Here is a 26,275-nt window from a genome sequence, read left to right as displayed (position 1 = left end):
TTAATCCCTCCCCTTCTCAACTCGTTGTTTTACCGACAAAACCGCCAGCAAGAAAGCCCCGGCTATGGAAGAGACGGCAAAATAGTGATAAATCGAGAAAATTCCATACCGGTCGAGCAGCCATCCGGCAGCGTAGCTTGAAGCAACAGTCCCCAATCCGTTTGCTGCCGAAGCATAAATCGCCTGAGCTGTGACCTGTACCTCCGACGGTGTATTTTCTCTGATAAAACTGGCTGCCAAAGGTAGAAACAATCCAACCGATATTCCCTGCAGCAGGAACAAAGCAATCACCATTTCCGGCGTTGGCTGGGATGAGTAATAGAACCAGCGGATTCCCGACACGCCCCCCGACAAGATGATCATGGTGAGCATCCCATATCGTTTCGCAAAATGTCCCGCGAAGCGCATAATGGGAGCTTCAGAACCTGCAAACAGAAGAAATGCAGTCCCAACGCCTACGACAGCACCCCCAATCGCGGTAAAATACAAAGAGAAGTAGGAATTGTTCGCATTGATCGGACCGAATATCAAAAATGCAGCGATCAAAAATACAACATACTGCGGGATCCTCAGCAGTTTCCCGATCCCCGCCCAAATACTTGTGGTGATCGGGATTCCCTGTTGAGGCAGCGTTAACGCGATACCCACACAGAGTAAAAAAGAAGCGGCGTATAAATAAAATATCGATTGCAGGCCGATTCGTTCCGCAAACTGCCCGGCCACCCAGACAGCAACCGCAAACCCTAATGCGCCAAACAGCCGGACATTTCCAAAGTCCCCTTTACTCTTTTGCAAATGAAAGAGAGTCATGGCATCAATAATCGGCACCATGGCACTTTGGAAAAGAACCATCACTACATACAGCAGCAGAAAAAGAATGTAGGAACCGCCTGCCGCCGGAAACAGCAGCCCCACCGCGGCAGCTGATGTCAGTGCAAGCACCAGCACCTTTTTCTGTGCCCGAAACCGATCACAGAGTATCCCCCAAACCGGTTGTACGAGGATCGCCACAATCGGTCCCGCAGACAACAAAGTGCCAATCTGGACACCCGATAGTCCAAAGGATTGCAGATAGAGGGACAACAGCGGAAGATTCGCCCCAAATCCGAAGAACAGAAAAAAATAAAAGCCGCAAAGCAGATACGTAACAATCCTTCTCTTCTCCGCCGCCAACAATGTGTCCGTTTTCTGCATATCTTCAACCCTTTCCATACACCCCCATTTTACCGAAAGAAAGAAAAAAAGAGAAGAAACGGCTTCATGATGCAAGAATCGCTCGGCTATTGTCGAAATAATTTCAGTGTGAATCTTATTTTAAGGGGAGCATCCAATTGAAATGTCACATCAGTCTAAAAGTACTAATGGTTAGTGTTATTTCGTTACTTATCATCCTCCCTATCATCACCTTATCAATTCTTGATTATCGAGATAATCAAGCAGCTTCTCGCCAGCAGTTTGCGAATGAAATGAAGATTCAAGCAGAAAATATCAAACTTTCCACTGAAACACGGTTAAAAGAAGCCGATATCACCATGAAAGCATTAAGTGCAGATCCGGAAATTCTCTCAAAAGACGGAACTCTCCAACGGAGGATACTGGAGAAAGTTGTTAAGATGCAGCCCGTTTTCGAACTGTTGTATGTAACCGATTCAGCTGGGATGCAGACAGCACGCAGTTCCGGGGAGAATGCCAATCGTTCGGATCGCGAATGGTTCAAGACTGCCATTCAGGGGAAGCATTACTTCTCCGGGTCCTATATTTCCAAGGCTACCAATCAGCCAACCGTCACCATCGCATTACCGTTAAAAGACGGATCCGGAAAAATCATAGGAACCATCGGCGGCGATTTAAGTCTGGCGTATCTTCAATCTTTAGTGAAAGATGTGAAACCGGGAAAATCCGGCTATGCCTATATGGCCGATCAAACAGGCATTGCAATTGCTCATCCGCGCTTTGATGAATTCGTCCTGAAACAGGTTAATATCGGCAACACCTTCTCAGTAGCGGAATCCTTAAACGGCAAAAACGGCGTTTCTTCCTGGGTCAATTCCAAGGGAGTGCCAAATTATGGAGCCTACACTCCAATTGCGACTCCGGACTCTGCCGTTCGCTGGTCGGCCACTGTACAGGTTCCTGAGCAGGAGATTTCCGAAATCGCCCACAAACTTCTTGTCAAGAAGATCATAGTCGGTCTGGGTTTGGCCTTGATCGGAGCTGTTGTGGCGTTTTTCCTGTCGAATATTTTCGTAAATCCTGTTAAGCGCGTAATGGAGACAACCACACATGTGAGCGCAGGAGATTTAACAAGCAGGGTAACCTTTACTACAATGACTCGCGAGTTTCATCAATTAAATGAATCGGTCAACGATATGATCTTAAAACTGCGAGAACTGCTTCTTGCGACCCGGCGGAACGCTCAGTTGGTATCCGATGCGTCAAACCAGCTTTCTCAGGGGACGAATGTCATCTCTCAAGGAGCGACACAGATTGCGGCGACCATGGAAGAACTCTCAGCCGGCAATGAGAGCCAAACCCAACAAGTCGATTCGGCGGCCATGGGGGTGGAGAACCTTCGTTCCGAGATCGCCGTAATCCATCAACGCGCAAATCAAGTGCATCAGTTAACCCAGTCATTAAACGAGGAGTCAAAACGAAGCATGGATGGTGTGAACCAGGCGACTGCACAAATGGATACAATTCAAGCTGCAGCTCGCCGATCTGCCGATCAGATTCTCTCTTTGGAAAACAAGTCCCAGCAAATTGAACAAATGGTGATTCTGATTACAGATATTGCGCAGCAAACCAACCTGCTCGCGCTAAATGCGGCAATCGAAGCTGCCCGGGCGGGCGAAGCGGGGCGGGGATTCGCCGTTGTGGCGGACGAAGTGAGAAAATTGGCCGAGCAATCGAGGCAGGCTGCCGAACAGATCACGTCCGTCATTGCCGAGATTCGCCATGAAACAACAATGGCGGTCGAAGAGATGACGCAAGGCACGGAAGAAGCAGAAAAAGGAACCCATATTGTTCGTGGGACTTTGCAATCTCTGGAACGAATTGCAAAAGCGGTCGAAGAAATCGTAGGACATGCAAGCGATGTTGCAAAAGCAACGGATCGCATGAACCGATCCACGGAAGAAGTTTCAAGCGTGGTTTCCAATTTGGCGGCGATTGCAGAAGAATCGGCTGCGGCGACAGAAGAAGTTACAGCATCCGTGACCGACCAATCGAGCACCATTCAGCAGCTTGCAAGTTCCGCGGAAGAATTGTCTCGTCTGTCCTATGACCTGGAGGAAACGGTGAAGAGGTTTAAGCTGAACTAAACAATAAGAAAAGCCCCTGGGATTGAGATAAGAATGCCTCAACCCCAAGGGACTTTTTATGGAATCGCTTTCTAGACGCGTGACTTTGAAATCTTATCCACAATCCGCTTTAAACGGTCATAGTGGGTAAGCAAACGCAACCGATCCGCTTCCGCTTGCGAGGAGGACGGACGAAGATCGCGAATGCCCCAGTAATCGATCAACGTATCGACCACTTGATTGAAGTAATGGACCGGGCTGTAATTCGCATGTTTCGCGATAATCTTTTCCCGCTCTTCAAAATCGGGCATAGTCGCACCCGGCATCCTGAAATTCATGATGACATCGGTAACCAAACTTACATAATTCGGTTCCAGCTCAAGATGGACTTTTACCGCATCCCGATAGAATGTGTAATGGAGAGTCTCATCCTTCGCCAAACGCCGCAGCAGGGTTGACAGATCCGGATCATGCGGTTGAGCCGCCTTGGCCACATTCATGTAAAAGACCATGGTGGCCAGTTCCTGAATCGTCGTGTAAATCATCGTTTCGATTGGAGTCTCATAATCCGGTTCCCATCCTTGCTCCACCACATGCTTGCGCAGCTTGTGCAGTTCAGTCGGATTGGAGTTTCGGGTTATGATCAAATAGGTTTCCAGCAGGTTGCTGTGCTGGTCCTCTTCGGACGTCCAGGTATGGACAAAATCCTGCAGAACCTGAAAAGATCCGCGAAACGTAGAGCTTAAACCGGCTGTAAACCACGGCAGATTCACTTCCGTAAGAAGTGCCGTCTCAATGGCGGTATAGATCTCATCCGGGATCTTTCTTTGCTCTTTCGACCAAGGATCGGTCTTAAAACTGCGTCCCTGTTCCCAAGGAATATATTCATGGTAGCTCCAATCGATATTGGCAGCCTGTTCGCGGTGACGATCCAACAAATCTTTTAAACGGGCTTCAAGTCTAAAATTGGTTTCGGAGAGAAGTAGCACTCTGTTTCTCAACTCTTTTCTATATAGGACTCCCTCAAGTTTACAAGATTGAAGCAAAAAAAGACAGGTAAAAAAGTGGGAATTGCAGAATTTTTGTGCAGCAGGGATTTGCTGCCAACTTGGTGTAGACTATATAATTGTATCGTTTCGAGAAAGGAGCTTACATATGTCGTTAAAACCGAAAAAACCTTCTCAGTCAAGATCTCAAATGACCGATATCATCCTCCCCGCACAAACGAATAATCACGGCACGATCTTTGGCGGTGAAGTGATGTCCTACGTCGACCGTATCGCATCCATAACTGCATCCCGCCATTGCGGTTTGCCGGTGGTGACGGCTTCGTTCGACAGCCTTGACTTTCTTTCCCCAATTCGATTGGGTGAAGTGATTATTCTGAATGCGTCGGTCACCTGGACCGGCCGAACCTCGATGGAAGTAATGGTCACGATTGAAGCGGAAAGTCTGACTGAGCGCCGGGTAACAGGCGTTTCCTTTCTTACGTTTGTGGCCGTCGATCAAAACGGCCGTCCGATTCCCGTGCCGCCGATTGAACCGGAAACCGAAGAAGAAAAATATCAATTTGAGTTGGCTAAGGAACGGGCCGCACTGCGCAAACGCCGCCGGGAAAAATTCGATTTTTAACTTAAAATGGTACGGAAGCAAACCGATGCGGTCGGTAGTTTCTGTACCATTTTTTGTATCCTTTCAGTTTAAGATTCCTTTGACATCCACGAAAAATACATGTATTATACAATTGTTGTATAATACATGTAAAATACCGATGGAAGGTGTATCTGTTTGGATACTGATCAAATCTTGGAACTACGAACCCTGGTTCAAAAATTTATCCGGTTGTTTGGATTGCTGGATCCATCAGTTACACCATGCGGTTACCCGTTATCGGTGTCGCAGGTGTTAGCGCTGCAGGAACTTGAAAAACAGACGTTAACGGTCGGTGAACTTTCAGATAAACTCCATCTGGAACGAAGTTCTGTCAGCAGATTGGTTGACAGCTTGGTAAAAGCCGGCTTTGTCCGCCGCGAAGTAAATGAGAAGAATCGTCGGGAAGTCCTGCTTTTCCTGACGGAAAAGGGAAAAAATTCAATCGGAACGGTTCGGACCCAATCGGTTCGCTATTATCAATCGATATTGAATGGATTGTCGAATCAACAACAGCAGCAAATCCTTCAAAGCTTTCGTATGTTTACCGATTCCTTATCCAAAATGAGAGGAGAATCCGAATGAATTCCGAGAATCGTCAAGCAGCCGTTTCCCTTTCATCCGTACTTCTCTCTTTTCTGGCTTCCTCCCATCACTGGCTTCACATGGGTATTCTCTTGTTGCTCGGCGGGTCCACCAACATGATGGCAACCATGTCCGGAGTCTTGTGGATTCGGCGATTCATGATTGTTGCGACCGTTTTCACCGTATTGGTCTCACTGTATCGCCTCTACAGACACCGGAATAAGAGGAAATGGATCTTTGCTTTGACCATTGCCTCTGCATTCCTGTCTGTCAGTATGATTTTGTATACCGTTTCTCAATTTGGTTGGTAGGCAGCACAAAAGAGGCCCCGTTAAAAAACGGTGGCCTCTTGGATTTACTTCGCGTTCGCCAGTTGATTTTTCAAGATCTCCGGAACCTGAGCAATTGCTTCCGGCAGCTTGGAAGCATCACGTGCGCCTGCTTGGGCCAGCTCCGGACGCCCTCCGCCTCCGCCTCCGGCGATTGTCGCGACATCCTTCACAATCTTGCCCGCCTGCAAACCTTTCGCTACCAGATCTTTTGTCACCGCGACAACAAAGTTCACTTTTTCTTCGTTCACTCCGCCTACTACAATGACACCGGAACCGATGCGATTCCGCAGGTCTTCCGCGACATTGCGCAAACCGTCCATATCCAAGCCTGCAAGCTCAGCTGCAATGTAGGAAATGTCTTCTACCTGCTGCACTTTATCGACCAAGCCCTTTACCTCATAAGAGGCCAGTTTACCCTTCAGGGATTCAATTTCCTTTGACAATTCCTTCACATTCGATTGCAAAACATCAATCCGGAACGGAATGTCGTTCACATTCGATTTGAGTTTCCCTGCTACTTCTTCCAGCAGCTTCGTTTGCTCCTGCATAAACTCGTAGGCACCGCGACCGGTTACCGCTTCTATGCGTCGAATTCCTGCGCCGATGGAAGATTCGGAGACGATCTTGAAGATTCCAATCTCTCCTGTACGGCCCACATGACAGCCTCCGCAAAGTTCGATTGAATAGTCTCCAGCTTGTACAACACGCACCACATCGCCATATTTTTCACCGAATAGCGCCATGGCACCGAGTTTCTTGGCTTCCTCAATCGGCATTTCACGGATTTCAACAGGTGTATTCGCCCATATCTGTTCGTTGACTTTCTGTTCGACAAGAGCAATCTCTTCCGCCGTCATCGCACTGAGATGGGAGAAGTCAAACCGCAAACGATCCGCTTCCACCAATGAACCTGCCTGAGCAACATGTTCGCCCAACACTTCCCGCAGGGCTTTGTGAAGCAGGTGGGTACCGGTGTGATTCTTAATGATATCGGCGCGTTTCGCCGCATCGATGGAAGCCTCAACCGTATCCAGTACGTCCACTTCGCCCGAAATTACCTGCACCTTATGGACATGGTAGCCGTTTGGGGCTTTTTGTACGTCCAGAACCTGCAGTTGGGCTTTTTCTCCGACAGAGATAATTCCTTTGTCCGCGACTTGTCCGCCCGACTCCGCATAAAACGGGGTGTGGTCGAGTACAACGTCCACCACGTCGCCTTCCTGGGCCGATTTTACGATGGCTCCGTCTTTAATGATGGCCAGTACTTTACCAGAGGAAGCGAGTTCCGTATAGCCGATGAAAGTGGAGACCAATTCGCCCAATTCCTCAAATACGGTGTTTTGCACCTGCATCGAGGACACGTCTTTCCGTGCCGCACGTGCACGCTCACGTTGTTCCTGCAGCGATTTCTCGAATCCTTCGCGGTCAACGGTCAGCCCGTTTTCAAACGCAATGTCTTCGGTTAAGTCAATTGGGAAGCCATATGTGTCATACAGACGGAATACGTCTTCACCTGGGATAACGGTCTTTCCTTCTGCCTTAACCCGGTTAATTACCTCGGACAGCAGGTTCACGCCTTCTTGTAATGTTTCGGAGAAGCGCTCTTCCTCCGCTTTAATCACTCGCTCAATAAATTCACGCTTTTGCACGACTTCCGGATAGTAGACACCCATGATGTCGCCGACAACTTTCACCAGCGAATACAAGAACGGCTTCTCAACACCAAGGACTTTCCCGAAGCGAACCGCACGACGCAGTAAACGACGAATTACATACCCGCGGCCTTCGTTTGATGGCAGTGCACCGTCTCCGATGGAGAAGGTCACGGTCCGCACGTGGTCAGCGATCACTTTAAATGCTACATCCCATTCTTCCTTCTCGTGGTACGGTTTACCGGATAAACGGCTGGTCTCTTCAATAATCGGCAGGAAGAGATCGGTATCAAAGTTGGTTTCTCCATTTTGCAGAAGCGAACAGATCCGCTCCAATCCCGCACCGGTATCAATATTTTTCTTCGGAAGCTCCGTGTACGTGCCGTCCGGATTGTGGTTGAATTGCGAGAATACCAGGTTCCAAACTTCAAGGAAGCGAGTGCCTCCGTCGAGATCCGGGTGGAAGTCGGCAGGCTGCCCTCTTTCCGGATTCCGGTCATAGAAAATCTCAGAGCAGGGCCCGCAGGGTCCTTCTCCAATATCCCAGAAGTTGTCGCTTTCGGTGCGGGCAATTTTTTCAGCCGGAATTCCAATCTCTTCATTCCAGATCTTGAAAGCCTCGTCATCTTCATGATGAACGGTTACGTACAAATGGTCTTTGTCAAAGCCGATCCATTCTTTCGATGTCAGAAACTCCCACGCCCAGTGGATCGCTTCCCGCTTGAAGTAGTCCCCGATCGAGAAATTTCCGAGCATCTCGAAGAATGTATGGTGGCGCGCGGTTTTTCCGACGTTCTCAATATCATTGGTGCGAATGCATTTCTGCGAGTTGGTCATCCGCGGGTTCTTCGGAACCTCACTGCCGTCAAAGTATTTCTTCAACGGTGCCATCCCCGCATTGATCCACAGCAAAGAGGGATCGTTGTAAGGCACCAAACTTGCGCTTGGCACAATATCATGCCCTTTCGATTCAAAAAAGCGGACAAACTTTTCACGAATTTCAGCCGATTTCATTCGAATCCTCCTCGTTTTTCAGCAGCTCCGTTTCTCGGATAACGGAGTTTCGCGTCCTTATTTTCAATTTTTTTGAGCTCGTTTTTGAAATAACGGATTTTCAAGTCTCTATGTGCAGACTTTGGGGCTGTGAGGGGTACAAAATCACGAAATAGCGCCTCAAAAATCGGTTATTCTGAAAATAGGCGATCATCTTAGAGGAATAAGGCCTCCAAAAACCGTTAATCCCTTTTCATCCTTTTTCACGCTTACGACAAAAAAGCCTTCCGTCCACAACAGGGACGAAAGGCTTTGCTCTCGCGGTACCACCCTAATTGCCCACGTTTAGCCCGTTATTTCGGGTCCCCGCCAAAGTATCGGAATACGCTACAAAGCTTTTTCGTCACTTTGGTGGGCGTCGGCCACCTCAGTTGTGCTGTAACGGACACAAGCCGGCAGGGTTAACCTGCACTATGGAAGTAGCTTCAGATACCCTTCACAGAAGAACCCTTTCAGCCGTGGGGCCCTCTCTCTGACCGTGGACTGTACCTTACTCCGTTTCCGCAACGTTTTGTCGATGTAACAGTTTCGAAAATCATTATAGCGTTGGCCTGCCCCACAGTCAACAGGTCCCAAACAGATGGTTCGAAGTCAGTCAGTCAGGCAGGCAGTCCCCGAATCGCTCCCGGATGTCCGGTATTTTCGGGATCAAAGAGTTAATAATGTCATTCACCCGATCCTTTTCTTGTGTGGACTCCACTTCCACCACCGAGTCCACGTCCAGTTCGACCGCAAAGTGATACGTGTTGCCTTCCCGGGTAACCAGAATTCCTGCATCATTGTGTTCCGCTATAAAATTGTCCCCGATAAAATCGGACCTGCGCTGCAAATGCGGTTTTTGGTGCATAGGCGACACCCCTTTTTCAAAATTTCACAGGGATAGTTTGTCCAGCCGAGGAAATCATTAGACAAACATTTTGGAATCAGTTGTAACCTTCAGACCCATCTGTTCGTCAGATTCTATGAGCACACTGTACAAGGGGAGGAGGGGTGGAACCATGGAAGAGTTTATTAAACGAGCGCTCGTCGATGAAGAAGAAATGGCCACGCTGCTTGGGGAACTGGAGCCATTCGTATACCGGGTTTCCTTCCATTTGACCCGTCATCAGCAGGATGCGGAAGATATCGCCCAGGACGTACTCTACAAAATCTGTACCAAATTATCTTCTTATCGGGGAGACAGTTCGCTTCAAACATGGGTCTATTCCTTGGTGATGAATACGTACAAAGATTATCTTCGAAAAATGAAGTCCCGGCAGGCAGAATCTTTACCGGAACACGCGGCCAGCCGTTCTTTCGAGGATACTTCAAATTCACGAATTCTATTGGAGAAACTGCTGCAAGATCTGCCCGAACTGGATCGTCACATTTTAATTCTGCGTTTTCAAAATGACCTGTCGGTCCGGGAAGTGGCCGAGATCATGAACATTTCCGAATCGAACGTGAAAACTAGGGTGTTCCGCCTGAAAGACCGGTTACGAAGCTTGTTTCTCAAGGGAGGTGAAGTTCTATGAAATGCGCAGACGTACAAAATGCACTCTGGTCAGGCAAGAAGACTGAAGAAGTGTTGCAACATATTGAAACTTGCTTCTCATGCCAGCGGGAAGCGACTGATATGCAGCAGATCATAGGCAGCCTTCGCGCAATCGAGGTCCCCTCTCCTTCCCGGTCGTTAGTGCCAAGCAAGGAAGTCATTCGGGAAACCGTACAAAGAAATCGCACAAAACCTTGGAAAAAGATTTTGGCTGTCACCGCAGCGGCAAGTGTGTTGCTTGCTCTAGCAACAGGGATCCTGTTGAAAAACGGCCAGGAAGCACCTATGACTCAATCTGCGTCCGAAGTACCGGAAAAAGACAACCAGCAGCAAATAACTTCTATTCCCATCGGCGATCCGAATGTTCCCGCCATTGAAGTCGGTCCAAGGGCTTCTATTCAAAATCCGGAAATGATGGAAGCGATTCGCGCTTATTTTAGAGAAAACACCAGCATAAATGAAGTCAAGCGGATTCAAATAGATGACTTCATGCCGGACTCCAATGCTCAACAAGCTAAGGTCACTGGAGTTCTGGTGCTCAATATTGAACTGCAGCCCGGCATTGCAACATCAAAGTTTAAAGCGGGCCCCCAGAAACAACAAATCGTGCTGATTAAACAGAACGGAAAATGGTCGGTTGCCCAATTTGCTTTTCAAAACGAACCAAGGGTTGAAGAACGGATTCAACAGTACTTTTCAAACGAATATAATGTCCCCGGCATAAAAGAAATGAGCTTGATCGACTTTACTCCTGACCCCCAGACAGAGAAAAACGTCATGACAGGAAAAGCAAGAATCGAAGTTGATTTCGCCCCGGGCACCAAAACCAATTATCAAAAGGGAACCAATACAAGATACGTGTTGTTGGTGAAAAGACAGGGAGTGTGGGATGTGATCAAAAGCAGCACTTCCCCTTTCAGCGTCAAGGATGCACCGGTCTACTACCGTGATTTTGAAAAAGTCGCCCAGGTCGTGACGGGAACCATTAGGGACGTGAAAATCTCTATCGAGCAGCAAGATGGAAAAATCATCACGAAAGTACAGTCCTTGAAGTTAACCGTAGAGAAAAACCTGACTCCTTCTGGAGGAACAATTCAAGCGGGAGAAACAATAGAAGTGGTATTTGAGCAAGAAGCGTCCGGTGACCTCACCACGAAACTGCAAAATGGGAAACGGGCAGCCATCTTCACCGCTCAGACCGACCCCGCTCTCGTCATGGGAGCCACTTTGTGGCATAGCGATTTGAACTATTATCTGTACGAACAGAACGGTCAATATTATGACTTAACAGGGAATGTCTCAGATCCATTGCAGTATTACAAAAAGATGCAAAGTTCCAGATAAGTCCACCCCAGTGAATCCTCATCGAGTGGACGGAAGGGCCTTGCTTCTTAAAAGTCGAGGCCCTATAAAGACGGGTAGAAACGGTTACATTCCCGTCTCGCATCAAAAAGCCCTTGCCTGAACCCAACCAGGCAAGGGCTTTAAAATTCAATCAATCCAAGTGATATCATCAATGCATCGTTTACTCTTGACATCAGTTCGTCATCCAAATGAGTAATTTTATCGGTCAATCGTTGTTTGTCGATCGTACGTATTTGTTCCAAAAGTATAACCGAGTCACGTTCAAGTCCGTTCTTTTCCGCTTTGATCTCAACATGAGTGGGAAGTTTTGCCTTCTGGATCTGAGCGGTAATAGCCGCCACGATCACAGTTGGACTGAAGCGATTGCCGATGTCATTTTGAAGAATGAGCACGGGGCGGAATCCACCCTGTTCGGAACCGACCACGGGTGATAATTCTGCAAAAAAAACATCCCCACGCTTAACATTCACGGGCTACACCCCGCTAACGAGCCGATCCAGTGTGGTTTCCGCTTCTTCTTCAGCCAGAAACGCTTCCGATGCAATATTCAAATTAATCTTCGCCATCTCCATATAGCCGCGCTGCATCGTTTCCCGAATGTGCCGCTTCTTGCGTTCGTTCAGGTACATTCTCATAGCCTGTCGAATCAATTCACTCCGGTTGGAATTTTCCTGTTCCACGATACCATCCACTTCCTGTAGGAGATGATTTGGAATACTGATCATAATGCGTTTCGTCTTTGACAACATCCGGCACCCCCGACACGTTACCTATTCCTACCCACTCTGGTATTATACCCATTCTTCCAAGCATATGTCAAAAGTCAGAAATCTTAAAAAAGGCTTTTTTGCGGTTATTTTTCCAAATAAACCCTGGGAACTCGCTTTCCAAGATCACATGCCACTTCATAAGAAATTGTTCCCAACAAATCCGCTATTTCATCCAAAGAAATAAAATCTTTTTCCTGGCCTCCGTACAACACGACTTCATCTCCAAGAGACACACCTTCAATATCGGTGACATCCACCATGCACTGGTCCATGCAGATGCGGCCGATAATCGGGGCTCGCTGCCCGCGAATTAATACATGCGCCTTCCCGGACAGTCGACGGGAATATCCATCCCCATAACCGATGGGAATCGTGGCAATCACCGCTTGTTCCCGGTCGATCCTTGCAGCCCCATACGAAACTCCGGCACCGCGGGGCAGGATTTTCAAATGAACAATTTGGCTGACCAGGCGAAGTGCTTGGCGGAGATCCACTTTTGATCGGTTCACTTCTTTGGAAGGATAAAGTCCATATAACGAAATGCCGATTCTCACCATATCGTATGCCATTTCGGGAAATTCAATTGCTGCCGCACTGTTGGCGATATGCCGAAGAGGGATCTTCATTCCCCGCTCCTCAAGCTGTCCAAGGAGAGTCTTCCATCTCAAAATTTGCCCTTCCGCATACTGTTTATCAGCTGCATCAGCTGTGGCAAAGTGGGAGAACATACCCTCCACCTCAATTCCATCCCGACCCGACAGCTGGCTGATAAAAGCAGCCGCCTCCTCCGCCTGTACTCCTATACGGCCCATTCCCGTGTCCACTTTTACGTGAATGCGTGCTGATTTCCCCGCTGCTGCGGCCGTTTTGGCCAGCGCTTCCGCCACATCGGTCTGAAATACCGTTTGGGTTAAATTCCAGCGAACAACATGTTCTACAGCCGTAGGAGGGGTGTACCCAAGAACGAGTATCGGTGCCAGGATCCGTGCTTGCCTGAGTTCAATCGCTTCTTCTACACTCGCAACCGCCAAATATGTGACGCCAGCCGCCAAAGCCCGCTTGGCTACCTGAACCGCCCCGTGCCCGTATCCGTCAGCTTTTACGGCTGCCATGATTCGGGTATGAGGCGGAAGGATTCTGCGAAATTCTTGAACATTGTGTGCAATATTTGAAAGGTTTATTTCCGCCCAAGTCGGTCGAATCATCAATGCGCCCTCGATTCTTTCTGTTTTAAAAAGCGTATCAACGCAAACCGGGCTAGTCAAGCAGTTAAAAAAGGACGGTGATTGATCCGCCCTTTTTTGTTCTGTATAACGTTGTTATTTTCCCACCGTCCCCATCGTGGACTGCGCAATTTTCATCATTTCCTGAATCGGCAGGGAACCCGTCATCGAAAACTCCACACCTCGATTTGTCCAATACATTGTCTTCACTTCTCCCGCACCAGTAACAACTGCGGGTGTTCCATAGAGATCTCTGACAGTGGTGTTTGAAGGAAGTGGAGTTGTGCCGGGAGCCGGCCGTCGTTCAACCAGAGTAACTGTCTTCCCTTGTGCATCATTGTAGACCAAGTAAATAGCCCCATCACGTTCACTGATCTCTTTTAGCACCATATCTTTTGGCAAGTAGGCCGGTTCAATTACGCCAAAATCGGTCTTGCCGGCCGCCGCAGGCAGGGCACCTTTTTCCGGACCAAGAGTCATCGCTGCTTCCGGCGTAAACGCATCCTTCTTGAAGCTCATGCCAGTATCAAAAAATTCATAATCCACCGTGACTATCGGTTGATCGTCTTTACTGAGAAGAACCATTTGGTGAGGATGCAGATTTTTTTCCTTTAAAAAGATTTGCTGCTTCGTAACAAGCGGATTCTCAGGGACCATCGGCATTTCGATCTGGACCAACCCTTCTTTGATCGAAAACTCTTTGTTTTCCGCCTTCAGAATCCTGTCAACCAAGGCGTGGTACAGATACACGTGGCCTCCTTGATTCTCCGCCCAATCTCCTCTGAATCGGAAACTCTTCTTCAAGCTGGGATTGACCACGAAAATCCCTTCTTCGTTGCGAACAATCACCTGATTAATTTGTTTCTTGTCATCGCCCAGTGCAATTCGGTACAGATCCGGTCGTTGGTACCAGGTTTCTATGTAGTATTTCGTGGATGAGCCACCTGGTGTCTGCACCAGCATCATCGCCTTGCTCTGATAGGACTTCAAACTCCCTTGAATCCCCTGCAGATCTTTCATTACATTTTCCATCGTCCGTTTGCCACACCCGGCCAATCCCATACTCGCCACCAGGATGACCACCATGAGAAGCACAAACGATTTGCGCATAGCACCACTCCTTTTTCGCTCAACGGCTGTCCACACATCTGATACAAGATATTCAACCGGTCCAAGGAATAGTACAAGACAGAGAGAGCCCCCTTTTTTATCCAGAATAATCAATCAATAATCTTTATTTTCTATTCAATTATTGAATATCTTGATATACTACTTTCTAGATCGACTTCTTAGGCATTACTACCTGATGGCCATCTGTTTGGAGGTTTCTCCCCATGAGACTTTTCAGTGAGAAGCTCTTACTCCGTGTATTTATTCTAGTTGGATTCACTATCGCTGCCTTGTATTTTGTGGAAGCACTTGTATCGGACAGGAACCTGATCTTAAATCAAACCCGCGAGACTTTGTTTCATGTTTCGGTGGCCGCTGAGGACAAGCTGCAGGGGCGAACTTTTCACGATCTTCTCAGTGAAGCCAAAATGGATTTCTATCCGCGTGATTATCAGCTGAATTATTTACATAAACAACTGCAGCCTCTGGCTGAAACTCTTTCCATAAACGGTGTGTCCGTCGCTTTTTATGATGCGGAACGGGATTCGGTACTTGCGTACGGGCAGGCTAAACTCACGAAAGACGAAATCGTGAAACCGCTTCCTCCGGATCATCCCAGTCGCAATGTATTGAATACGAAACTTTCTTCCTTTCAATTCGTGGAAAGCCCTTGGCGCGGCCCCTGCTATCTCTTAACCGTTCCCTTGATCAAGAACGGTCACCTATTCGGTTTATTGGGCGTCAGCATCCCGGAAGACATGGTGAAAAGCAAAATCCGCGAAAACTCGATGCAGCACCTGAAATGGGCTTCAATTTCAGTAAGCGTATGGATTCTGCTGCTCGTTCTTTTCTATTACTCCAGGCAATTGGCGCTACAGCGCTATTCTTTAAAGCCTGGGACCGAACTGCTGAAATTTGATGACGATGAAATGACCGATTTGTTGGATCATTCCGGAAACATTCCCCCTTCAATCCGGCCTTTTCTGGAATCTACTTCCATGTATCGGCAGTTGGTGAAACGTGTGCTGGATCACTCCTCATCTGGAGTGGCGATTTTGAATGACAAGAGGGAATTTGTTTACCTCAATCCGAAACTGCAAGAGTTGACCGGATATACTGTGCAGGAATTGAACGAACTGCCCATTCAGAAAAGATGTCTCTTATATCAGCCTCAGGCCGGAAGTCCGACGCTTTCGGGTTTGTTGTACAGTGAGGCCCCAATGGAAATACAGGCGGAATACATACTCCACACGAAGCTCCACAGTTCGATTCCGGTCGAACTCCGTGCTTTTAATATGCTGTCAAAAGATCGCCTCGAGGGGATCGTCATCTCAATTTATGATTTGCGGGATTACCATCAGTTCCGTCGGCTTCAAACACAAACCGCTCTGCTGCTCGAAGCCCTGAATGAAGGAGTTTTGATCCTTCATGAAAATGGGACCATTGCCTATATGAATCATGCTTTTGAACGGATCTTGTCTATCTCCCGCAGCGAGTGGGTAGGAAGACAGATATTTGAGTCAAGTATGGAAGAATCCGTCTGTGAAGATTTGCGGCTCGTCTTGTCCGGCCGTTCTTCACGGGCTCACGCAATGCCAAAAGAGTTTCTGAACCGACAAATGAGCCATTTTTCACTCGATGTCCTTTCCCTGGTAAACCCGCACAGCACGATGAAAGGCGCCTTGCTGATCGGCAGAGATCTCTCAACCGAATGGCAGTGGAGTGAACTGTCAAAGCGAACCGATCTTGTCCAATCGTTAAGCCAAATGGCTGCCTCCATGGCACATGAGGTGCGCAACCCGCTCACTTCGATCAAAGGGTTCCTCCAATTGTTGTCGAAAGGACAGCCGGATCCCGACAAACTGCAGATGTATGTGCAAGTGATGATGGAAGAACTGGAACGGGCACATGGAATTATCACCGAATACCTCAACCTGTCCCGAAAAAATCTGGACACACAGCAGCCGACCAGTTTACTGAAACTGCTTGATGACATTCGGATTCTGATGGAAAGTGAAGCCGTTTTGCGAGGGGTTAATCTTCATTTTTATCTGACGGATGAAACGATACTTTGTGACCAGACAAAGATTAAACAGGTCATCATTAATCTGGTTCGTAACGCATTGGAAGCAACAGCTCGCGGAGGATCGGTTACGGTATCGATTCGAATTTCCCAGGCGGAGCGAACCGTAGTGATTCAAGTTGCGGATACAGGTTGCGGAATCGCTGACGAAACTCTCCCGCATATATTTACACCGTTTTATACGACCAAAAAAGGGGGCACGGGACTGGGGCTTCCGGTATGCAAACAAATTATCGAAGAGCATGGCGGAACCATACAGGCGAGCAGTAAAGAAGGAGAAGGAAGCACTTTTACGATTCACCTTCCTCTCCCCCATACCAAGGGTTCAGATGGACAAGTACCTCTTCCACATCTGGATGCTCCCGCTTGATTGTATCCCGAATTGTTCGTGCCACATCATGACCTTCCTGGACCGTGATCGTTCCCGGCACTCCCACTCGGACATCGACCAAGATGTAGTGACCGTGGGCACGGGCGCGAATACGGTCCAATCTTTTTACGTGTTGAACCGACAGAACCGTTTTTTTGAACGCCTCTATTTTCTCCGGTTCCACAGTACGTTCCATTAAGATTTCAACCGCTTCTCTTCCGGTCTCATAGGCAAGCTTCAGAATTAACAACGCCACCACAAAACCTGCCAATGGATCTGCATAATAAAGCAAAGGAATATGGACCCATTTTCCAATCAGCGCGGCACCAATCCCCAGAACGGCAGCAATGGAAGCAATGACATCCGCTTGGTGATCAACAGCTGTTGCAATTAATCCGGCAGAGTTCAACCGTTTGCCAAGCCCCATCGTATATCTATATAAAATCTGTTTCAATACCCAAGAGAAACTGGCGACGGCAAATGCAATCCAGTGCGGTGGATGGGCAGGTTCCGTCATCGCTTCGATTGAACCGATTCCGATCTCCAAAGCGGCCACCGTCAGAATCCCCGCGACAACTCCAGATGCGATCACTTCCGCTTTGCCATGACCGTAAGGGTGATCTTCATCCGCAGGCTGATTGGAAACCTTCATGGCGATCAAAACGGCCACCGAAGCCAATACATCAGCCGCTGAGTGATATCCGTCCGCGACTAAGGCATTACTAAGGAATATGTATCCGACGACCAGTTTCAAAACCGTTAGAAGGACGTTGGACGCAACTGCGATCCAAGCCGCTCTCTTGCTTACTTTCTCACGATGTTCCAACCCGCCGACCTCCATTCCTCATTTCATTATATCCTGTCGTTCCCGTCTTCTATCCACTTCGATTTCCCTGTTTTTTCTCTCGAAAAAAATCTAGCATACAAAGGAATAAGTTACTAGATTCAGGTCTATACTAATACTACCAATCAAACATTTCGGAGGTTGATAGAATTGAAAACCCTCGAATTTTTTATCCGGGACGGACGTTTGGATTTGGAAAGTTACCTCGAGTATCTCTTTGTTCTTTCTCAACAAAGTGAGTTGGTCCACTAACAAAAGCGGCCTTGGTGCCGTTTTTTGCTATTTCGGTTCCCATAACCATAATCTCTAAAAATGTGATACTTTAGTAGGGAAGGGGGAATTCACATGGTCATTAAAGTATTCGCAACATTTCGCCAAATTGCTGCAGGCAAGGAAGTAACGCTGGATATTCAGGACGGCCAGACCATCCGTCAATTGCTTTTCGCCCTGATTGAGAAGTTTCCGGCTTTTGAAAACGAACTTTTCGACTCCGAGCAACGTTTGCTGCCGCATGTCCATGTATTTATTAACGGGAAAAACATTATTCACGGAAACGGTCTCGATTCCGTTCTGTCAGCTGCGGACGAAGTCGCGTTGATCCCGCCGGTTGGGGGCGGTTGATGCGTGGTGCGGCTCGAATTCCGGGGACTCTACCAGTCTTCTTATAAAAGATTTTTAGTGGAATTGGGAGGAAAAGAATCCGGTTCCTCTGTGATTCTCGGGGATGGCTGGAAGGCGGAACTATCGGAAGAAGATACAATCTCTTTTTCAACAGTCATGAAGATTCCCCGCACGTTTATTACCTTTACAGGCAGCCCTGAAGTTGTGGAGCGAGTGATAGCAGATTTCCGGGTGAAGGCGCTTCGAGGAGGCGGGTGATACCCCGCAGCAGTTTGAATAATCTGCGGGGTACCAACGATTCGAGTCCCCTCCTCGGCCACCAGAGTCTTGTTCATTCTTATCTCTTGTATAATTTGCTGTAAAAGTCCTCTCTTCAATACGTTTATAATTGGGCTCATATCCGATCTCTGGCGTGGTTGGAATCGTAATGATGCCGTTTTCCACCGTAACCTCCGGATCAATGATATCTTGCTGCCAGTATCGGGAAGAAGCCGCGGTGTCCCCTGGAAAAATAAAGTTGGGCAATGTTGTAATCGCAATGTTGTGAGCTCTCCCGACCCCCGACTCCAGCATTCCGCCGCACCAGACCGGAATTTGATGTTCCTCGCACAAGTCGTGAATTTTCTTGGCTTCCGTCAATCCTCCTACCCGGCCTATTTTTATATTGACAATCTTGCAGCTTCCCAGCTTGATTGCTTTGCGCACATCTTCCGCAGAATGAATGCTTTCGTCCAAACAAATCGGCGTTTGCAGTCTCGCTTGCAAGTCTGCATGATCTATCAGATCATCGTGAGCAAGAGGCTGTTCAATCATGGTCAATTGAAACTCGTCCAGCGCAGTCAATCGATCCATATCCTTCAGCGAGTACGCACTATTGGCATCCGCCATCAATGGAATGTCGGGAAAGTGTCTTCTGATTTCCCTGATGATTTCCACGTCCCATCCCGGCTGTATCTTCACTTTGATCCGTTTATATCCTTGATACACGTATTCCTCAATCAAGCGCAGCAATTGTTCCACTGAATTCTGGATGCCTATGCTTATCCCTACCTCGATTTTCTCTTTCCTGCCGCCCAAAGCTTTTGATAGCGGAATTCCTTGTTCTTTCGCGTAAAGGTCCCACACTGCTCCCTCCAAAGCGGACTTTGCCATGTAATTGCCCCGGATATGCTTAAACCGATCCGAAACTTCATCCGGATGATGAATCGGCTCTTGCAGCAGGAGAGGGATCAAAAAATCCTCCATAATATGCCAGTTGGTTTTTAACGTTTCTTCTTTATACAGGGGATCCTTCGAGGCCACAGATTCTGCCCACCCGGATATTCCCTGCCTGGATACGATCTCTACAAGAATAAAATCTTTTTCGTATTCTGTGCCCAGACTGGTTGTAAACGGGTGCAGCAGTTCCATTTTCAAATGTCGTAACACGATGTGTTTGAATTCCACGGAAATTCCTCCATCTCTTACTTCAACTTTCGGAGTGCGTAATAGTGAACAGTCCCTGTTTCGTCTTTACCTGAAGTTTGATTTTTAATAAAATCCGCAACTTGCCAGCCGCGCCTAAAATAATCAGTAAATACAGAACGGTGATCATCCGCCACGACAGGGCCAACTGTAAATCACGCTCCTTTATTTTTTGAAAAGCGGCCGGAACGGGAACAAGCAATCTTTCATCAGACAAATCAAGGTTTAAATCGTTAGTGGACGGTACGGGGTATCCTTGATCATTTACATTCACCTGAATCAATAGCGATCCATCACGGAAGTGTTCTTGTCTGCTCCGGTCGTGCTTTAATTTCTCAACAACACGGTCACTGGCAATCCACCACTCCTCGGACTAAATTTTCGGAAATATTTTCACGAACAAAAAACAAAACGACGGAAAGTTCTTAGTTGTCAAAGGACAAGCACGTTCAGTAGAAAATTCAATTGACATGAACGGAAAGAGAACGCAGACTTATTATCAAGAAGCGTAAAGCTTGTGAAAACTACTAAAGGATGTGGGAAAATGTCCTTACTACAGAAAATACAAGAGGAACGTAATAGCATCCTAGAAATAGCATCTAAGCACGGAGCATATAATGTTCGAATTTTTGGATCGGCTGCCAGAGGGGAAGAAAAAGAGGAAAGTGATATTGATCTCCTGGTCAACTTCGAAGAAGGGCGTAGTCTTTTTGACCTTATCCGATTCAAACAGGAGCTGGAAGAACGATTCGGATACTCAGTCGATATAGTGACTGAAAAATCGCTTCATCCATTAATTCAAAATAAAGTCTTAGGGGAAGCGATTCAGTTATGAAGGACGATCGAATTTATATTGCCCATATCTTAAGCAGCATCCAAAAGATCGAAACATACACCTCCTTGGATCGCGACGCTTTTGTAAAATCAGAACTGATCCAGGATGCGGTAATCAGAAACTTAGAGATTATTGGAGAAGCAACAAGTAAAATTTCAGAAGCATTTCGTGATAATTATCCAGACATTCCATGGAGTCAAATGAAAGCCTTGAGAAATGTTTTGATTCATAACTATATGGGTGTTGATTTAGACATTGTATGGAATGTGGTATTTCGAGAGCTGCCTGATCTCAAAGAGAAATTAAAAGCGTTATGATAAAGAGGAATGATTGCCACAAAAAAAGCTGTCTGACGCCGGTCATGAGTAAGACCAGCCGCAGACAGCCATCCGTTGCACTATAAAATTTCTTTATCTTACGCGATAACCTCGCCTTCGAGGTCTTCAATCGGCTTGATTCCAAGATCCCGCAGTTTCTGCACCGGAACCACGCCATCGACCCAGCCTCGTTCTTCGTAGTACTCTTTGAGCATTTCCGGCAGCTTGCTGATCTCTCCTGCGCTGCCGCCCGAACCTTCTTCGGTCAGGAAGCGTTCCGGGAGAGTGTCGTCTTTCCGGTCAAATCCGGCCAGGTTGTTATAGTACCGCTCCAGGTTATAAACACGCTCCCCGATTTTGAATACATCTTCCATTGTAATGTCGATTCCGACCACCGCCGAATATTGCTCCGCATACTCCTGCGCACCCTCGGCAAAAGCTGAGAACTTGCAAATATCAAGCGAATCGGAGAACGCGTGCATGTCCTGGAAGATTTTAAGGAGCAGCCCTTTCCCCTCAGCCTTCAAGCGGTCCGTCGGCTCGGGAATTCCCATGATTTCACTCGCCACAGTATATCCGCGCAAGTGACAGGCTCCCCGGTTGCTTGTTGCATAAGCGAGGCCCATCCCCTGAATGCCGCGTGGGTCATAGGCGGGAATCGATTGATTTTTGACGACCATAGCCAGCTTTGCATTGCCAAAAGCGGCTGCCGCCCGGCCGGCCCCTTCGGCCAGAATGTTTCCGATTCCTTCCCTTGCTGCCGTCTTGCGGATCCATTCGATCATCAGATCCACATCGCCCCAATCGATCCGCTCTTGGTGGAGCCCTTTTTCATAGGCTTCCATAGCGGTTGAAAGGGCATTCCCCATTTCTATCGTATCCATGCCGTATTCATTGCATTGGTCGATCATATAGGCAATCGCTTCTTTATTGTTCGTACCGCAGTTTGCGCCAAGTGCCCAAGCGGATTCATATTCGTAGCTTTCCACACGAGTCTTGTATTTTCCTTCCGGCACTTCAACAAGCTTCTTGCAGGCAACCGGACATGCATGACAGGTCGGTTCCTCCACAAGGATCGTATCGCGGATCGTTTCACCGCTGATATCATCCGCATTGTCAAAATTGGAGAATTGGGAGTTTCTTGTCGGCAAAGCGCCTACCGTGTTGGTCACGTTCATCAGCACGTTCGTTCCGTAGAGGGATAAGCCGCCCTTGTTCGGTGCGGTTACCGGACTTTCCATAATCGCTTTCAATCCGTTCCTGACTGCAACTTTATACTTTTCTTCATCGGCTGGTTTCGGCATGTTCGATTTCCCTTTGATAACAATGGCTTTCAGGTTCTTGTGGCCCATGACCGCCCCCGTCCCGCCACGGCCTGCAGAACGGTCGTGTTCGTTGATGATGGAAGCGAATTTGACCAACTTCTCTCCCGCTTCCCCAATGGCCATGACACTGATATCATTACTGCCGTACCGGTCTTTCAAGGTGTTGATGGTCGTGCGTACATTCAGTCCCCAAAGATCGGAGGCATCCCGCAATTCGACCTGTCCATCCTCCACATAGAGATACACCGGGGTGTCGCTTTGTCCTTTAAAAACCAACGCGTCAAAATTGGCCCATTTCAAACGCGCGGCAGTCCAACCGCCCATATGGGAGTCCGTTACCGTATTGGTCAGCGGCGATTTGGTAACCACACACAAGCGGCCGCTCATGTTCACACGTGTCCCCGTCAGAGGACCTGTCATGATACACAGCAGATTGTCCGGCGAAAACGGTTCTACCTCAGGACCGTTATCCAACATGTACTTGACGCCTAATCCACGGCCGCCAATGTACTTAATTGCATCTTCCTCATTGATGCCTTTGTACTCGATGTCTCCGTTTGTCAGATCGACCCATGCTGCCCTGTTGCGATACCCTCCTAACCTCATAGCAACCCCTCCATCAATTTTCTAGAAGATTCTAATTTTACTTTCTATACTCAGTAAAAATATTCCTCCTAGAAGATTATTCTCTTTTAGGTGAACATATGAGATGAAACAGATATAATTAGGACAAACTCTCAAAAAACGGAGACATGCATCTTGCGATACTTTTCACTTATCCTGGGATCCGCGATGGCGGGCGCATCCATGAAACTGTTTCTATTCCCGTTCAATATTCCTTCCGGGGGAGCAGCAGGTGTTTCCGTTCTGCTTTTTAATCTGTTCGGGGTGCCCAACGGCACAGGCCTTTTTTTGCTGAACGCCGCTCTATTGCTTCTGGGCTATCGAATCCATGGGTTTCAATTTGTTCTGCGCACACTGCTCACCGTGTCCCTCATGTCATTGACCATCGATCTGCTTCCCATCGGGCCGCCCCTTCGGGTTGAATGGTTGTCGGCATCTGTGGGAGCTTTGTGTTTTGGGATTAGCATGAGCATAATTCTATACAGCGGTTCCACAACAGGCGGAATGGACATCTTGGCAAAATTGATCGAACGCAAATGGGGAACCCGGTTCGGCACCAATCTGTTTGCCATCAATTCGGCCATCTTACTGGCCGCGGGGGCATTGATCGGATGGCATGTGACCCTCTTCGGCATTTCCGTGCAGCTGCTTTCCAACATGATGGTCAATCTGTTTTACAAATCGAACGCCTCCGTGCGTGTGGTTCTGAACAAAAAAGAGGCGTACCGCTAGATTCGGTACGCTTTTTTGCCGCACTTCAGGCAGAAGTCGATATGGGCGCCTGAGCAGTACGATCTTTCGGCAGCCGGATCCCCAGCAGCCATCCAAGGACGGGCAGGATCAGCAGCATTTCCATTAAGGCAGCAATGCCGATTGAGTTTGCAAAATACCCCATTACGGCCGCCCCGACACCGCCGGCGCCAATGGCGAATCCGATCATCAGACCCGATACCATTCCCACTTTACCCGGTACAAGCTCTTGCGCAAACACAACCGAAACGGCAAAGCTCGACAAGCTGATAAATCCGACGATGAAGATATTGATCAATGCCCAGATTCCGGTCAAATAAGGAATCACTAATATGAAAGGAATCGAACCAACCATTGAAAAGAGGAGCACGCTCTTCTTGCCGAACCGATCTGCTAACGGACCTCCGACAAAAGTACCAAGTGCACCGGCGAATAAAAATACAAACAGATAAACTTCCGCCAATTTTGTGCTCATCCCGACTGCGTTAATGTAGTACAAAGGCAGAAAGCTGGAGATTCCGCTGTGAATCCAAGAGCGAATGCTGACAACGGCCACCAGCAAACTCAAAGCCCCGTACCGATTCGCCCCCTGAACTGGTTGACCGGATTTTTTCCGAGCACCTGCCCAATTTTTATACCAACGGGCAACAACAGTCAGAGCGCTCGCCCCCAACAGCATGGGAATCAATAACCAGTACGCACCTTTCAGCCCAAACGGCAGAAACAGCAGAGGAATCATCAACGGCCCCACCGCCTGCCCTGCGTTTCCGCCAACCTGGAAAATGGCCTGAGCCAACCCTTTTCGGGGACCGGCAGCCAAGTGAGCTACCCGGGAGCCTTCCGGATGGAACGTAGCGGATCCAAGTCCGATCAGAACCACCATCAGCAAAATCTCGGTGAAACTATCGGCAACCGCAAGACCCGTCAGGCCCACCCCGGCAAATAGGGCGGCAAGCGGCAGCAGCCACGGAGCCGGTTTTTTATCAGTCACAGAACCCAATACAGGTTGAAAAAAAGAGGCCGTGATATTCGCCACCATCACTACAATCCCCAACCGGGCGTAATCGAGAGAGAGACTGGTTTGCAAAACCGGAAGCATTGCCGGAACCACGGATGTCAACAAGTCTTGCAAAAAATGAGCGGCACAAATAAAGTACAAGATCCGATACTGAGTCTGCGATTCCTGCTTTACCACTGCTTCCACGAAAGCAACCTCCCCTGAAGTCTACCTCTATCATACTACAAGCTTTTCGCCATATGCATAGTTTTGCCTGTACGAATCTCGTGCCGCCGTTGTCCCGCCCAATAGAAAACAGTTGAAAAAAGAATCACGGCCGCAAAAATCATGAACATCGCGGAGCCTCCGTAGGCCACCAATAGAATTCCTCCAACCCACGGCCCCAGGAAATGACCGACATTGGTGAACGTCTTGGCGCCAAAATAGGTTCCCCGCATACCTTCCGGGGCCAACCGGTCAATAAATACGCTCCCTGCCGGAAAGGTGAGAATCTCGCCCAAAGTAAAAATCACCATGGAGGCAATCATCGTACTCCACCCGTTCGAATAAGCAAATCCAACGTCCCCAAGCGCGTACAGGCAATTTCCAACTGCAATCGCGATCAAGGGGGTGCGCTTCTCCGCCCACTTTGCCAACGGCATCTGAAACACAATTACTGCAATGGCGTTCACGCTCATTAACCAGGCGAATAATTTAACTCCATCCGTAAAGCTTTGCTCCACATACTGCGATAATGTAACTGTCATTTGAGCGTAAGCAAGTGACGTGAAAATCCCGCCCACTATGAAATAGCGGAACGCAACATCCTGTGCAAGTACGCTCCAGGCGGAAAGGAAGGTAACGGGTTCTTTTTGCTGTCCCTCAATTTCTCGAATACCGAAACGGTTAAGCAGGGTATGCAGAGTTGCGGCATAAACCAGATAAATGGTCCCGGTAACAAAGAAAGGAAGCCAGCCGGCTGTCAATCCAAGAACAGCTCCTAGGAGCGGCCCCACAGAAACTCCGACATTGATTGCGGTATACCTCATTGAGAATACCCGTAAGCGCCGCTCCGGCTCTGTCAGATCGGCCATCAACGCCTGGGAAACCGGTTCAAAGAAAGAACGGCATAACCCGTTTACCATCGCCAGCATCATAAACATCCAGGAACTGTTCGCAAACGCAAATCCGAGAAAAACGAGTCCCCACGTGTAAAGGGCACTTAACATCACTTTCTTGCGTCCGAACCTGTCGGATAACGTGCCGCCAATAAAACCGCCTATTGTGCCTGCAACAGGTCCCAGTCCAATGGTAATCCCGATCATGACGGGACTCAAATCGGTCTGGCGGGAGAGATAGATGGCAAGGAATGGCAAGCTCATAGAATCGGCAGCCCGGGCAATGACAGTACCAAAGATCAGGGAGTGGACAATCGGATGATAAGATTGAAGAAAAACCCGGACCTTACTCAT

At 48.2% G+C, this 26,275-nt stretch carries 25 protein-coding genes and 1 pseudogene; 12 read left to right on the top strand and 14 right to left on the bottom strand.

Annotated elements, in window-relative coordinates; all coding sequences use genetic code 11:
* Window positions 1-1,194 carry an MFS transporter gene (locus ACFO8Q_RS05625; protein ID WP_380024749.1) on the bottom strand — a complete coding sequence of 398 codons (1,194 nt, stop codon included), beginning with the start codon at window positions 1,192-1,194 and terminating at the stop codon, window positions 1-3.
* Between the two features lie 167 nt (window positions 1,195-1,361).
* Here ACFO8Q_RS05625 and ACFO8Q_RS05620 point away from each other — a divergent pair, with 167 nt between their 5' ends.
* Entirely contained in the window at window positions 1,362-3,320 is a 1,959-nt protein-coding gene (locus ACFO8Q_RS05620) for a methyl-accepting chemotaxis protein (RefSeq protein ID WP_380024824.1), read from the top strand.
* Between the two features lie 71 nt (window positions 3,321-3,391).
* Here ACFO8Q_RS05620 and ACFO8Q_RS05615 read toward each other — a convergent pair whose 3' ends face one another.
* Window positions 3,392-4,288: an acyl-ACP desaturase gene (locus ACFO8Q_RS05615; RefSeq protein WP_380024748.1), complete on the bottom strand. Its 897-nt coding sequence runs from the start codon at window positions 4,286-4,288 to the stop codon at window positions 3,392-3,394.
* Between the two features lie 166 nt (window positions 4,289-4,454).
* Here ACFO8Q_RS05615 and ACFO8Q_RS05610 point away from each other — a divergent pair, with 166 nt between their 5' ends.
* The 3 genes from ACFO8Q_RS05610 (at window position 4,455) to ACFO8Q_RS05600 (ending at window position 5,845) form a co-directional block, all read left to right on the top strand.
* Window positions 4,455-4,931, top strand: a complete 477-nt coding sequence (locus tag ACFO8Q_RS05610) for an acyl-CoA thioesterase (protein WP_380024747.1) — start codon at window positions 4,455-4,457, stop codon at window positions 4,929-4,931.
* A gap of 156 nt (window positions 4,932-5,087) precedes the next feature.
* Window positions 5,088-5,534 carry a MarR family winged helix-turn-helix transcriptional regulator gene (locus ACFO8Q_RS05605; protein ID WP_380024746.1) on the top strand — a complete coding sequence of 149 codons (447 nt, stop codon included), beginning with the start codon at window positions 5,088-5,090 and terminating at the stop codon, window positions 5,532-5,534.
* Complete coding sequence (locus ACFO8Q_RS05600) at window positions 5,531-5,845, top strand: hypothetical protein (RefSeq protein ID WP_380024745.1); 315 nt, start codon at window positions 5,531-5,533, stop codon at window positions 5,843-5,845. Before ACFO8Q_RS05605 ends, ACFO8Q_RS05600 begins: the two co-directional genes overlap by 4 nt.
* A gap of 44 nt (window positions 5,846-5,889) precedes the next feature.
* Here ACFO8Q_RS05600 and alaS read toward each other — a convergent pair whose 3' ends face one another.
* The gene (gene alaS / locus ACFO8Q_RS05595) at window positions 5,890-8,532 is read right to left on the bottom strand and encodes an alanine--tRNA ligase (protein ID WP_380024744.1); all 2,643 of its coding nucleotides are present in this window, start codon (window positions 8,530-8,532) and stop codon (window positions 5,890-5,892) included.
* Between the two features lie 634 nt (window positions 8,533-9,166).
* On the bottom strand, window positions 9,167-9,418 hold the full coding sequence (locus tag ACFO8Q_RS05590; protein WP_380024743.1) for a hypothetical protein: 252 nt from the start codon (window positions 9,416-9,418) through the stop codon (window positions 9,167-9,169).
* 151 nt (window positions 9,419-9,569) lie between these two features.
* Between ACFO8Q_RS05590 and ACFO8Q_RS05585 the strand changes: the two genes are divergently transcribed.
* Window positions 9,570-10,085, top strand: coding sequence for an RNA polymerase sigma factor (locus ACFO8Q_RS05585; protein WP_380024742.1), 516 nt, complete (start codon window positions 9,570-9,572; stop codon window positions 10,083-10,085).
* Window positions 10,082-11,449 (top strand): anti-sigma factor, encoded by a 1,368-nt coding sequence (locus tag ACFO8Q_RS05580; protein ID WP_380024741.1) that lies wholly within the window; start codon window positions 10,082-10,084, stop codon window positions 11,447-11,449. The genes ACFO8Q_RS05585 and ACFO8Q_RS05580 overlap by 4 nt, the downstream gene beginning before the upstream one ends.
* Before the next feature lie 140 nt (window positions 11,450-11,589).
* Here the strand turns inward: ACFO8Q_RS05580 and ACFO8Q_RS05575 are convergent, their stop codons facing one another.
* The 4 genes from ACFO8Q_RS05575 to ACFO8Q_RS05560 form a co-directional block, all read right to left on the bottom strand.
* Entirely contained in the window at window positions 11,590-11,940 is a 351-nt protein-coding gene (locus tag ACFO8Q_RS05575; RefSeq protein ID WP_380024740.1) for a type II toxin-antitoxin system PemK/MazF family toxin, read from the bottom strand.
* Between the two features lie 3 nt (window positions 11,941-11,943).
* On the bottom strand, window positions 11,944-12,219 hold the full coding sequence (locus tag ACFO8Q_RS05570; RefSeq protein ID WP_380024739.1) for a CopG family ribbon-helix-helix protein: 276 nt from the start codon (window positions 12,217-12,219) through the stop codon (window positions 11,944-11,946).
* A 104-nt stretch (window positions 12,220-12,323) separates the two neighbouring features.
* Entirely contained in the window at window positions 12,324-13,445 is a 1,122-nt protein-coding gene (gene alr / locus ACFO8Q_RS05565) for an alanine racemase (RefSeq protein WP_380024738.1), read from the bottom strand.
* Between the two features lie 114 nt (window positions 13,446-13,559).
* A complete protein-coding gene (locus tag ACFO8Q_RS05560) occupies window positions 13,560-14,573 on the bottom strand; it encodes a DUF4367 domain-containing protein (RefSeq protein WP_380024737.1) in 1,014 nt (337 codons plus the stop codon).
* Window positions 14,574-14,797: 224 nt separating this feature from the next.
* On the opposite strand from ACFO8Q_RS05560, the gene ACFO8Q_RS05555 reads away from it, so the two are divergent.
* Window positions 14,798-17,026 (top strand): PAS domain-containing sensor histidine kinase, encoded by a 2,229-nt coding sequence (locus ACFO8Q_RS05555; protein WP_380024736.1) that lies wholly within the window; start codon window positions 14,798-14,800, stop codon window positions 17,024-17,026.
* Here the strand turns inward: ACFO8Q_RS05555 and ACFO8Q_RS05550 are convergent.
* The gene (locus tag ACFO8Q_RS05550) at window positions 16,947-17,867 is read right to left on the bottom strand and encodes a cation diffusion facilitator family transporter (protein WP_380024735.1); all 921 of its coding nucleotides are present in this window, start codon (window positions 17,865-17,867) and stop codon (window positions 16,947-16,949) included. The two genes, ACFO8Q_RS05555 and ACFO8Q_RS05550, sit on opposite strands and share 80 nt — an antisense overlap.
* Before the next feature lie 348 nt (window positions 17,868-18,215).
* Between ACFO8Q_RS05550 and ACFO8Q_RS05545 the strand changes: the two genes are divergently transcribed.
* The gene (locus ACFO8Q_RS05545) at window positions 18,216-18,491 is read left to right on the top strand and encodes a ubiquitin-like small modifier protein 1 (protein WP_380024734.1); all 276 of its coding nucleotides are present in this window, start codon (window positions 18,216-18,218) and stop codon (window positions 18,489-18,491) included.
* Between the two features lie 3 nt (window positions 18,492-18,494).
* On the top strand, window positions 18,495-18,749 hold the full coding sequence (locus ACFO8Q_RS23910; protein WP_465251878.1) for a MoaD-like domain-containing protein: 255 nt from the start codon (window positions 18,495-18,497) through the stop codon (window positions 18,747-18,749).
* A gap of 105 nt (window positions 18,750-18,854) precedes the next feature.
* On the opposite strand, the pseudogene menC reads toward ACFO8Q_RS23910, so the two are convergent.
* Together menC and ACFO8Q_RS05535 are read right to left on the bottom strand one after the other, a co-directional pair.
* Window positions 18,855-19,937, bottom strand: a pseudogene (gene menC / locus ACFO8Q_RS05540) (o-succinylbenzoate synthase); the annotation flags it as partial.
* A 22-nt stretch (window positions 19,938-19,959) separates the two neighbouring features.
* The gene (locus ACFO8Q_RS05535) at window positions 19,960-20,238 is read right to left on the bottom strand and encodes a hypothetical protein (protein WP_380024733.1); all 279 of its coding nucleotides are present in this window, start codon (window positions 20,236-20,238) and stop codon (window positions 19,960-19,962) included.
* Window positions 20,239-20,499: 261 nt separating this feature from the next.
* Here ACFO8Q_RS05535 and ACFO8Q_RS05530 point away from each other — a divergent pair, with 261 nt between their 5' ends.
* Window positions 20,500-20,790 carry a nucleotidyltransferase family protein gene (locus ACFO8Q_RS05530; protein WP_380024732.1) on the top strand — a complete coding sequence of 97 codons (291 nt, stop codon included), beginning with the start codon at window positions 20,500-20,502 and terminating at the stop codon, window positions 20,788-20,790.
* Window positions 20,787-21,107, top strand: coding sequence for a HepT-like ribonuclease domain-containing protein (locus tag ACFO8Q_RS05525; protein ID WP_380024731.1), 321 nt, complete (start codon window positions 20,787-20,789; stop codon window positions 21,105-21,107). The genes ACFO8Q_RS05530 and ACFO8Q_RS05525 overlap by 4 nt, the downstream gene beginning before the upstream one ends.
* A gap of 98 nt (window positions 21,108-21,205) precedes the next feature.
* Here ACFO8Q_RS05525 and ACFO8Q_RS05520 read toward each other — a convergent pair whose 3' ends face one another.
* Entirely contained in the window at window positions 21,206-23,038 is a 1,833-nt protein-coding gene (locus ACFO8Q_RS05520; protein ID WP_380024730.1) for an aldehyde ferredoxin oxidoreductase family protein, read from the bottom strand.
* Window positions 23,039-23,191: 153 nt separating this feature from the next.
* On the opposite strand from ACFO8Q_RS05520, the gene ACFO8Q_RS05515 reads away from it, so the two are divergent.
* Complete coding sequence (locus tag ACFO8Q_RS05515; RefSeq protein ID WP_380024729.1) at window positions 23,192-23,788, top strand: YitT family protein; 597 nt, start codon at window positions 23,192-23,194, stop codon at window positions 23,786-23,788.
* A 25-nt stretch (window positions 23,789-23,813) separates the two neighbouring features.
* On the opposite strand, the gene ACFO8Q_RS05510 is transcribed toward ACFO8Q_RS05515, so the two are convergent.
* Together ACFO8Q_RS05510 and ACFO8Q_RS05505 are read right to left on the bottom strand one after the other, a co-directional pair.
* Window positions 23,814-25,010: an MFS transporter gene (locus tag ACFO8Q_RS05510; RefSeq protein ID WP_380024728.1), complete on the bottom strand. Its 1,197-nt coding sequence runs from the start codon at window positions 25,008-25,010 to the stop codon at window positions 23,814-23,816.
* A gap of 35 nt (window positions 25,011-25,045) precedes the next feature.
* Window positions 25,046-26,275: an MDR family MFS transporter gene (locus ACFO8Q_RS05505; RefSeq protein WP_380024727.1), complete on the bottom strand. Its 1,230-nt coding sequence runs from the start codon at window positions 26,273-26,275 to the stop codon at window positions 25,046-25,048.

The organism is Effusibacillus consociatus (assembly GCF_042652925.1).
Lineage (GTDB): Bacteria > Bacillota > Bacilli > Tumebacillales > Effusibacillaceae > Effusibacillus > Effusibacillus consociatus.
Note: the sequence above shows the minus strand (reverse complement) of the source record. Positions and strands in the feature narration are given on the sequence as shown.

What these genes read in the sequence shown, in the direction of transcription:
- ACFO8Q_RS05555 (WP_380024736.1), top strand. Translation starts at nt 14,798, where the DNA reads ATGAGACTTTTCAGTGAGAAGCTCTTACTCCGTGTATTTATTCTAGTT.
- ACFO8Q_RS05505 (WP_380024727.1), bottom strand. Translation starts at nt 26,275, where the DNA reads ATGAGTAAGGTCCGGGTTTTTCTTCAATCTTATCATCCGATTGTCCAC.
- ACFO8Q_RS05590 (WP_380024743.1), bottom strand. Translation starts at nt 9,418, where the DNA reads ATGCACCAAAAACCGCATTTGCAGCGCAGGTCCGATTTTATCGGGGAC.
- ACFO8Q_RS05550 (WP_380024735.1), bottom strand. Translation starts at nt 17,867, where the DNA reads ATGGAGGTCGGCGGGTTGGAACATCGTGAGAAAGTAAGCAAGAGAGCG.
- ACFO8Q_RS05570 (WP_380024739.1), bottom strand. Translation starts at nt 12,219, where the DNA reads ATGTTGTCAAAGACGAAACGCATTATGATCAGTATTCCAAATCATCTC.
- alaS (WP_380024744.1), bottom strand. Translation starts at nt 8,532, where the DNA reads ATGAAATCGGCTGAAATTCGTGAAAAGTTTGTCCGCTTTTTTGAATCG.
- ACFO8Q_RS05625 (WP_380024749.1), bottom strand. Translation starts at nt 1,194, where the DNA reads ATGCAGAAAACGGACACATTGTTGGCGGCGGAGAAGAGAAGGATTGTT.
- ACFO8Q_RS05525 (WP_380024731.1), top strand. Translation starts at nt 20,787, where the DNA reads ATGAAGGACGATCGAATTTATATTGCCCATATCTTAAGCAGCATCCAA.
- ACFO8Q_RS05530 (WP_380024732.1), top strand. Translation starts at nt 20,500, where the DNA reads ATGTCCTTACTACAGAAAATACAAGAGGAACGTAATAGCATCCTAGAA.
- ACFO8Q_RS05585 (WP_380024742.1), top strand. Translation starts at nt 9,570, where the DNA reads ATGGAAGAGTTTATTAAACGAGCGCTCGTCGATGAAGAAGAAATGGCC.
- ACFO8Q_RS05520 (WP_380024730.1), bottom strand. Translation starts at nt 23,038, where the DNA reads ATGAGGTTAGGAGGGTATCGCAACAGGGCAGCATGGGTCGATCTGACA.
- ACFO8Q_RS05620 (WP_380024824.1), top strand. Translation starts at nt 1,362, where the DNA reads ATGGTTAGTGTTATTTCGTTACTTATCATCCTCCCTATCATCACCTTA.
- ACFO8Q_RS05545 (WP_380024734.1), top strand. Translation starts at nt 18,216, where the DNA reads ATGGTCATTAAAGTATTCGCAACATTTCGCCAAATTGCTGCAGGCAAG.
- ACFO8Q_RS05610 (WP_380024747.1), top strand. Translation starts at nt 4,455, where the DNA reads ATGTCGTTAAAACCGAAAAAACCTTCTCAGTCAAGATCTCAAATGACC.
- alr (WP_380024738.1), bottom strand. Translation starts at nt 13,445, where the DNA reads ATGATTCGACCGACTTGGGCGGAAATAAACCTTTCAAATATTGCACAC.
- ACFO8Q_RS05600 (WP_380024745.1), top strand. Translation starts at nt 5,531, where the DNA reads ATGAATTCCGAGAATCGTCAAGCAGCCGTTTCCCTTTCATCCGTACTT.
- ACFO8Q_RS05580 (WP_380024741.1), top strand. Translation starts at nt 10,082, where the DNA reads ATGAAATGCGCAGACGTACAAAATGCACTCTGGTCAGGCAAGAAGACT.
- ACFO8Q_RS05560 (WP_380024737.1), bottom strand. Translation starts at nt 14,573, where the DNA reads ATGCGCAAATCGTTTGTGCTTCTCATGGTGGTCATCCTGGTGGCGAGT.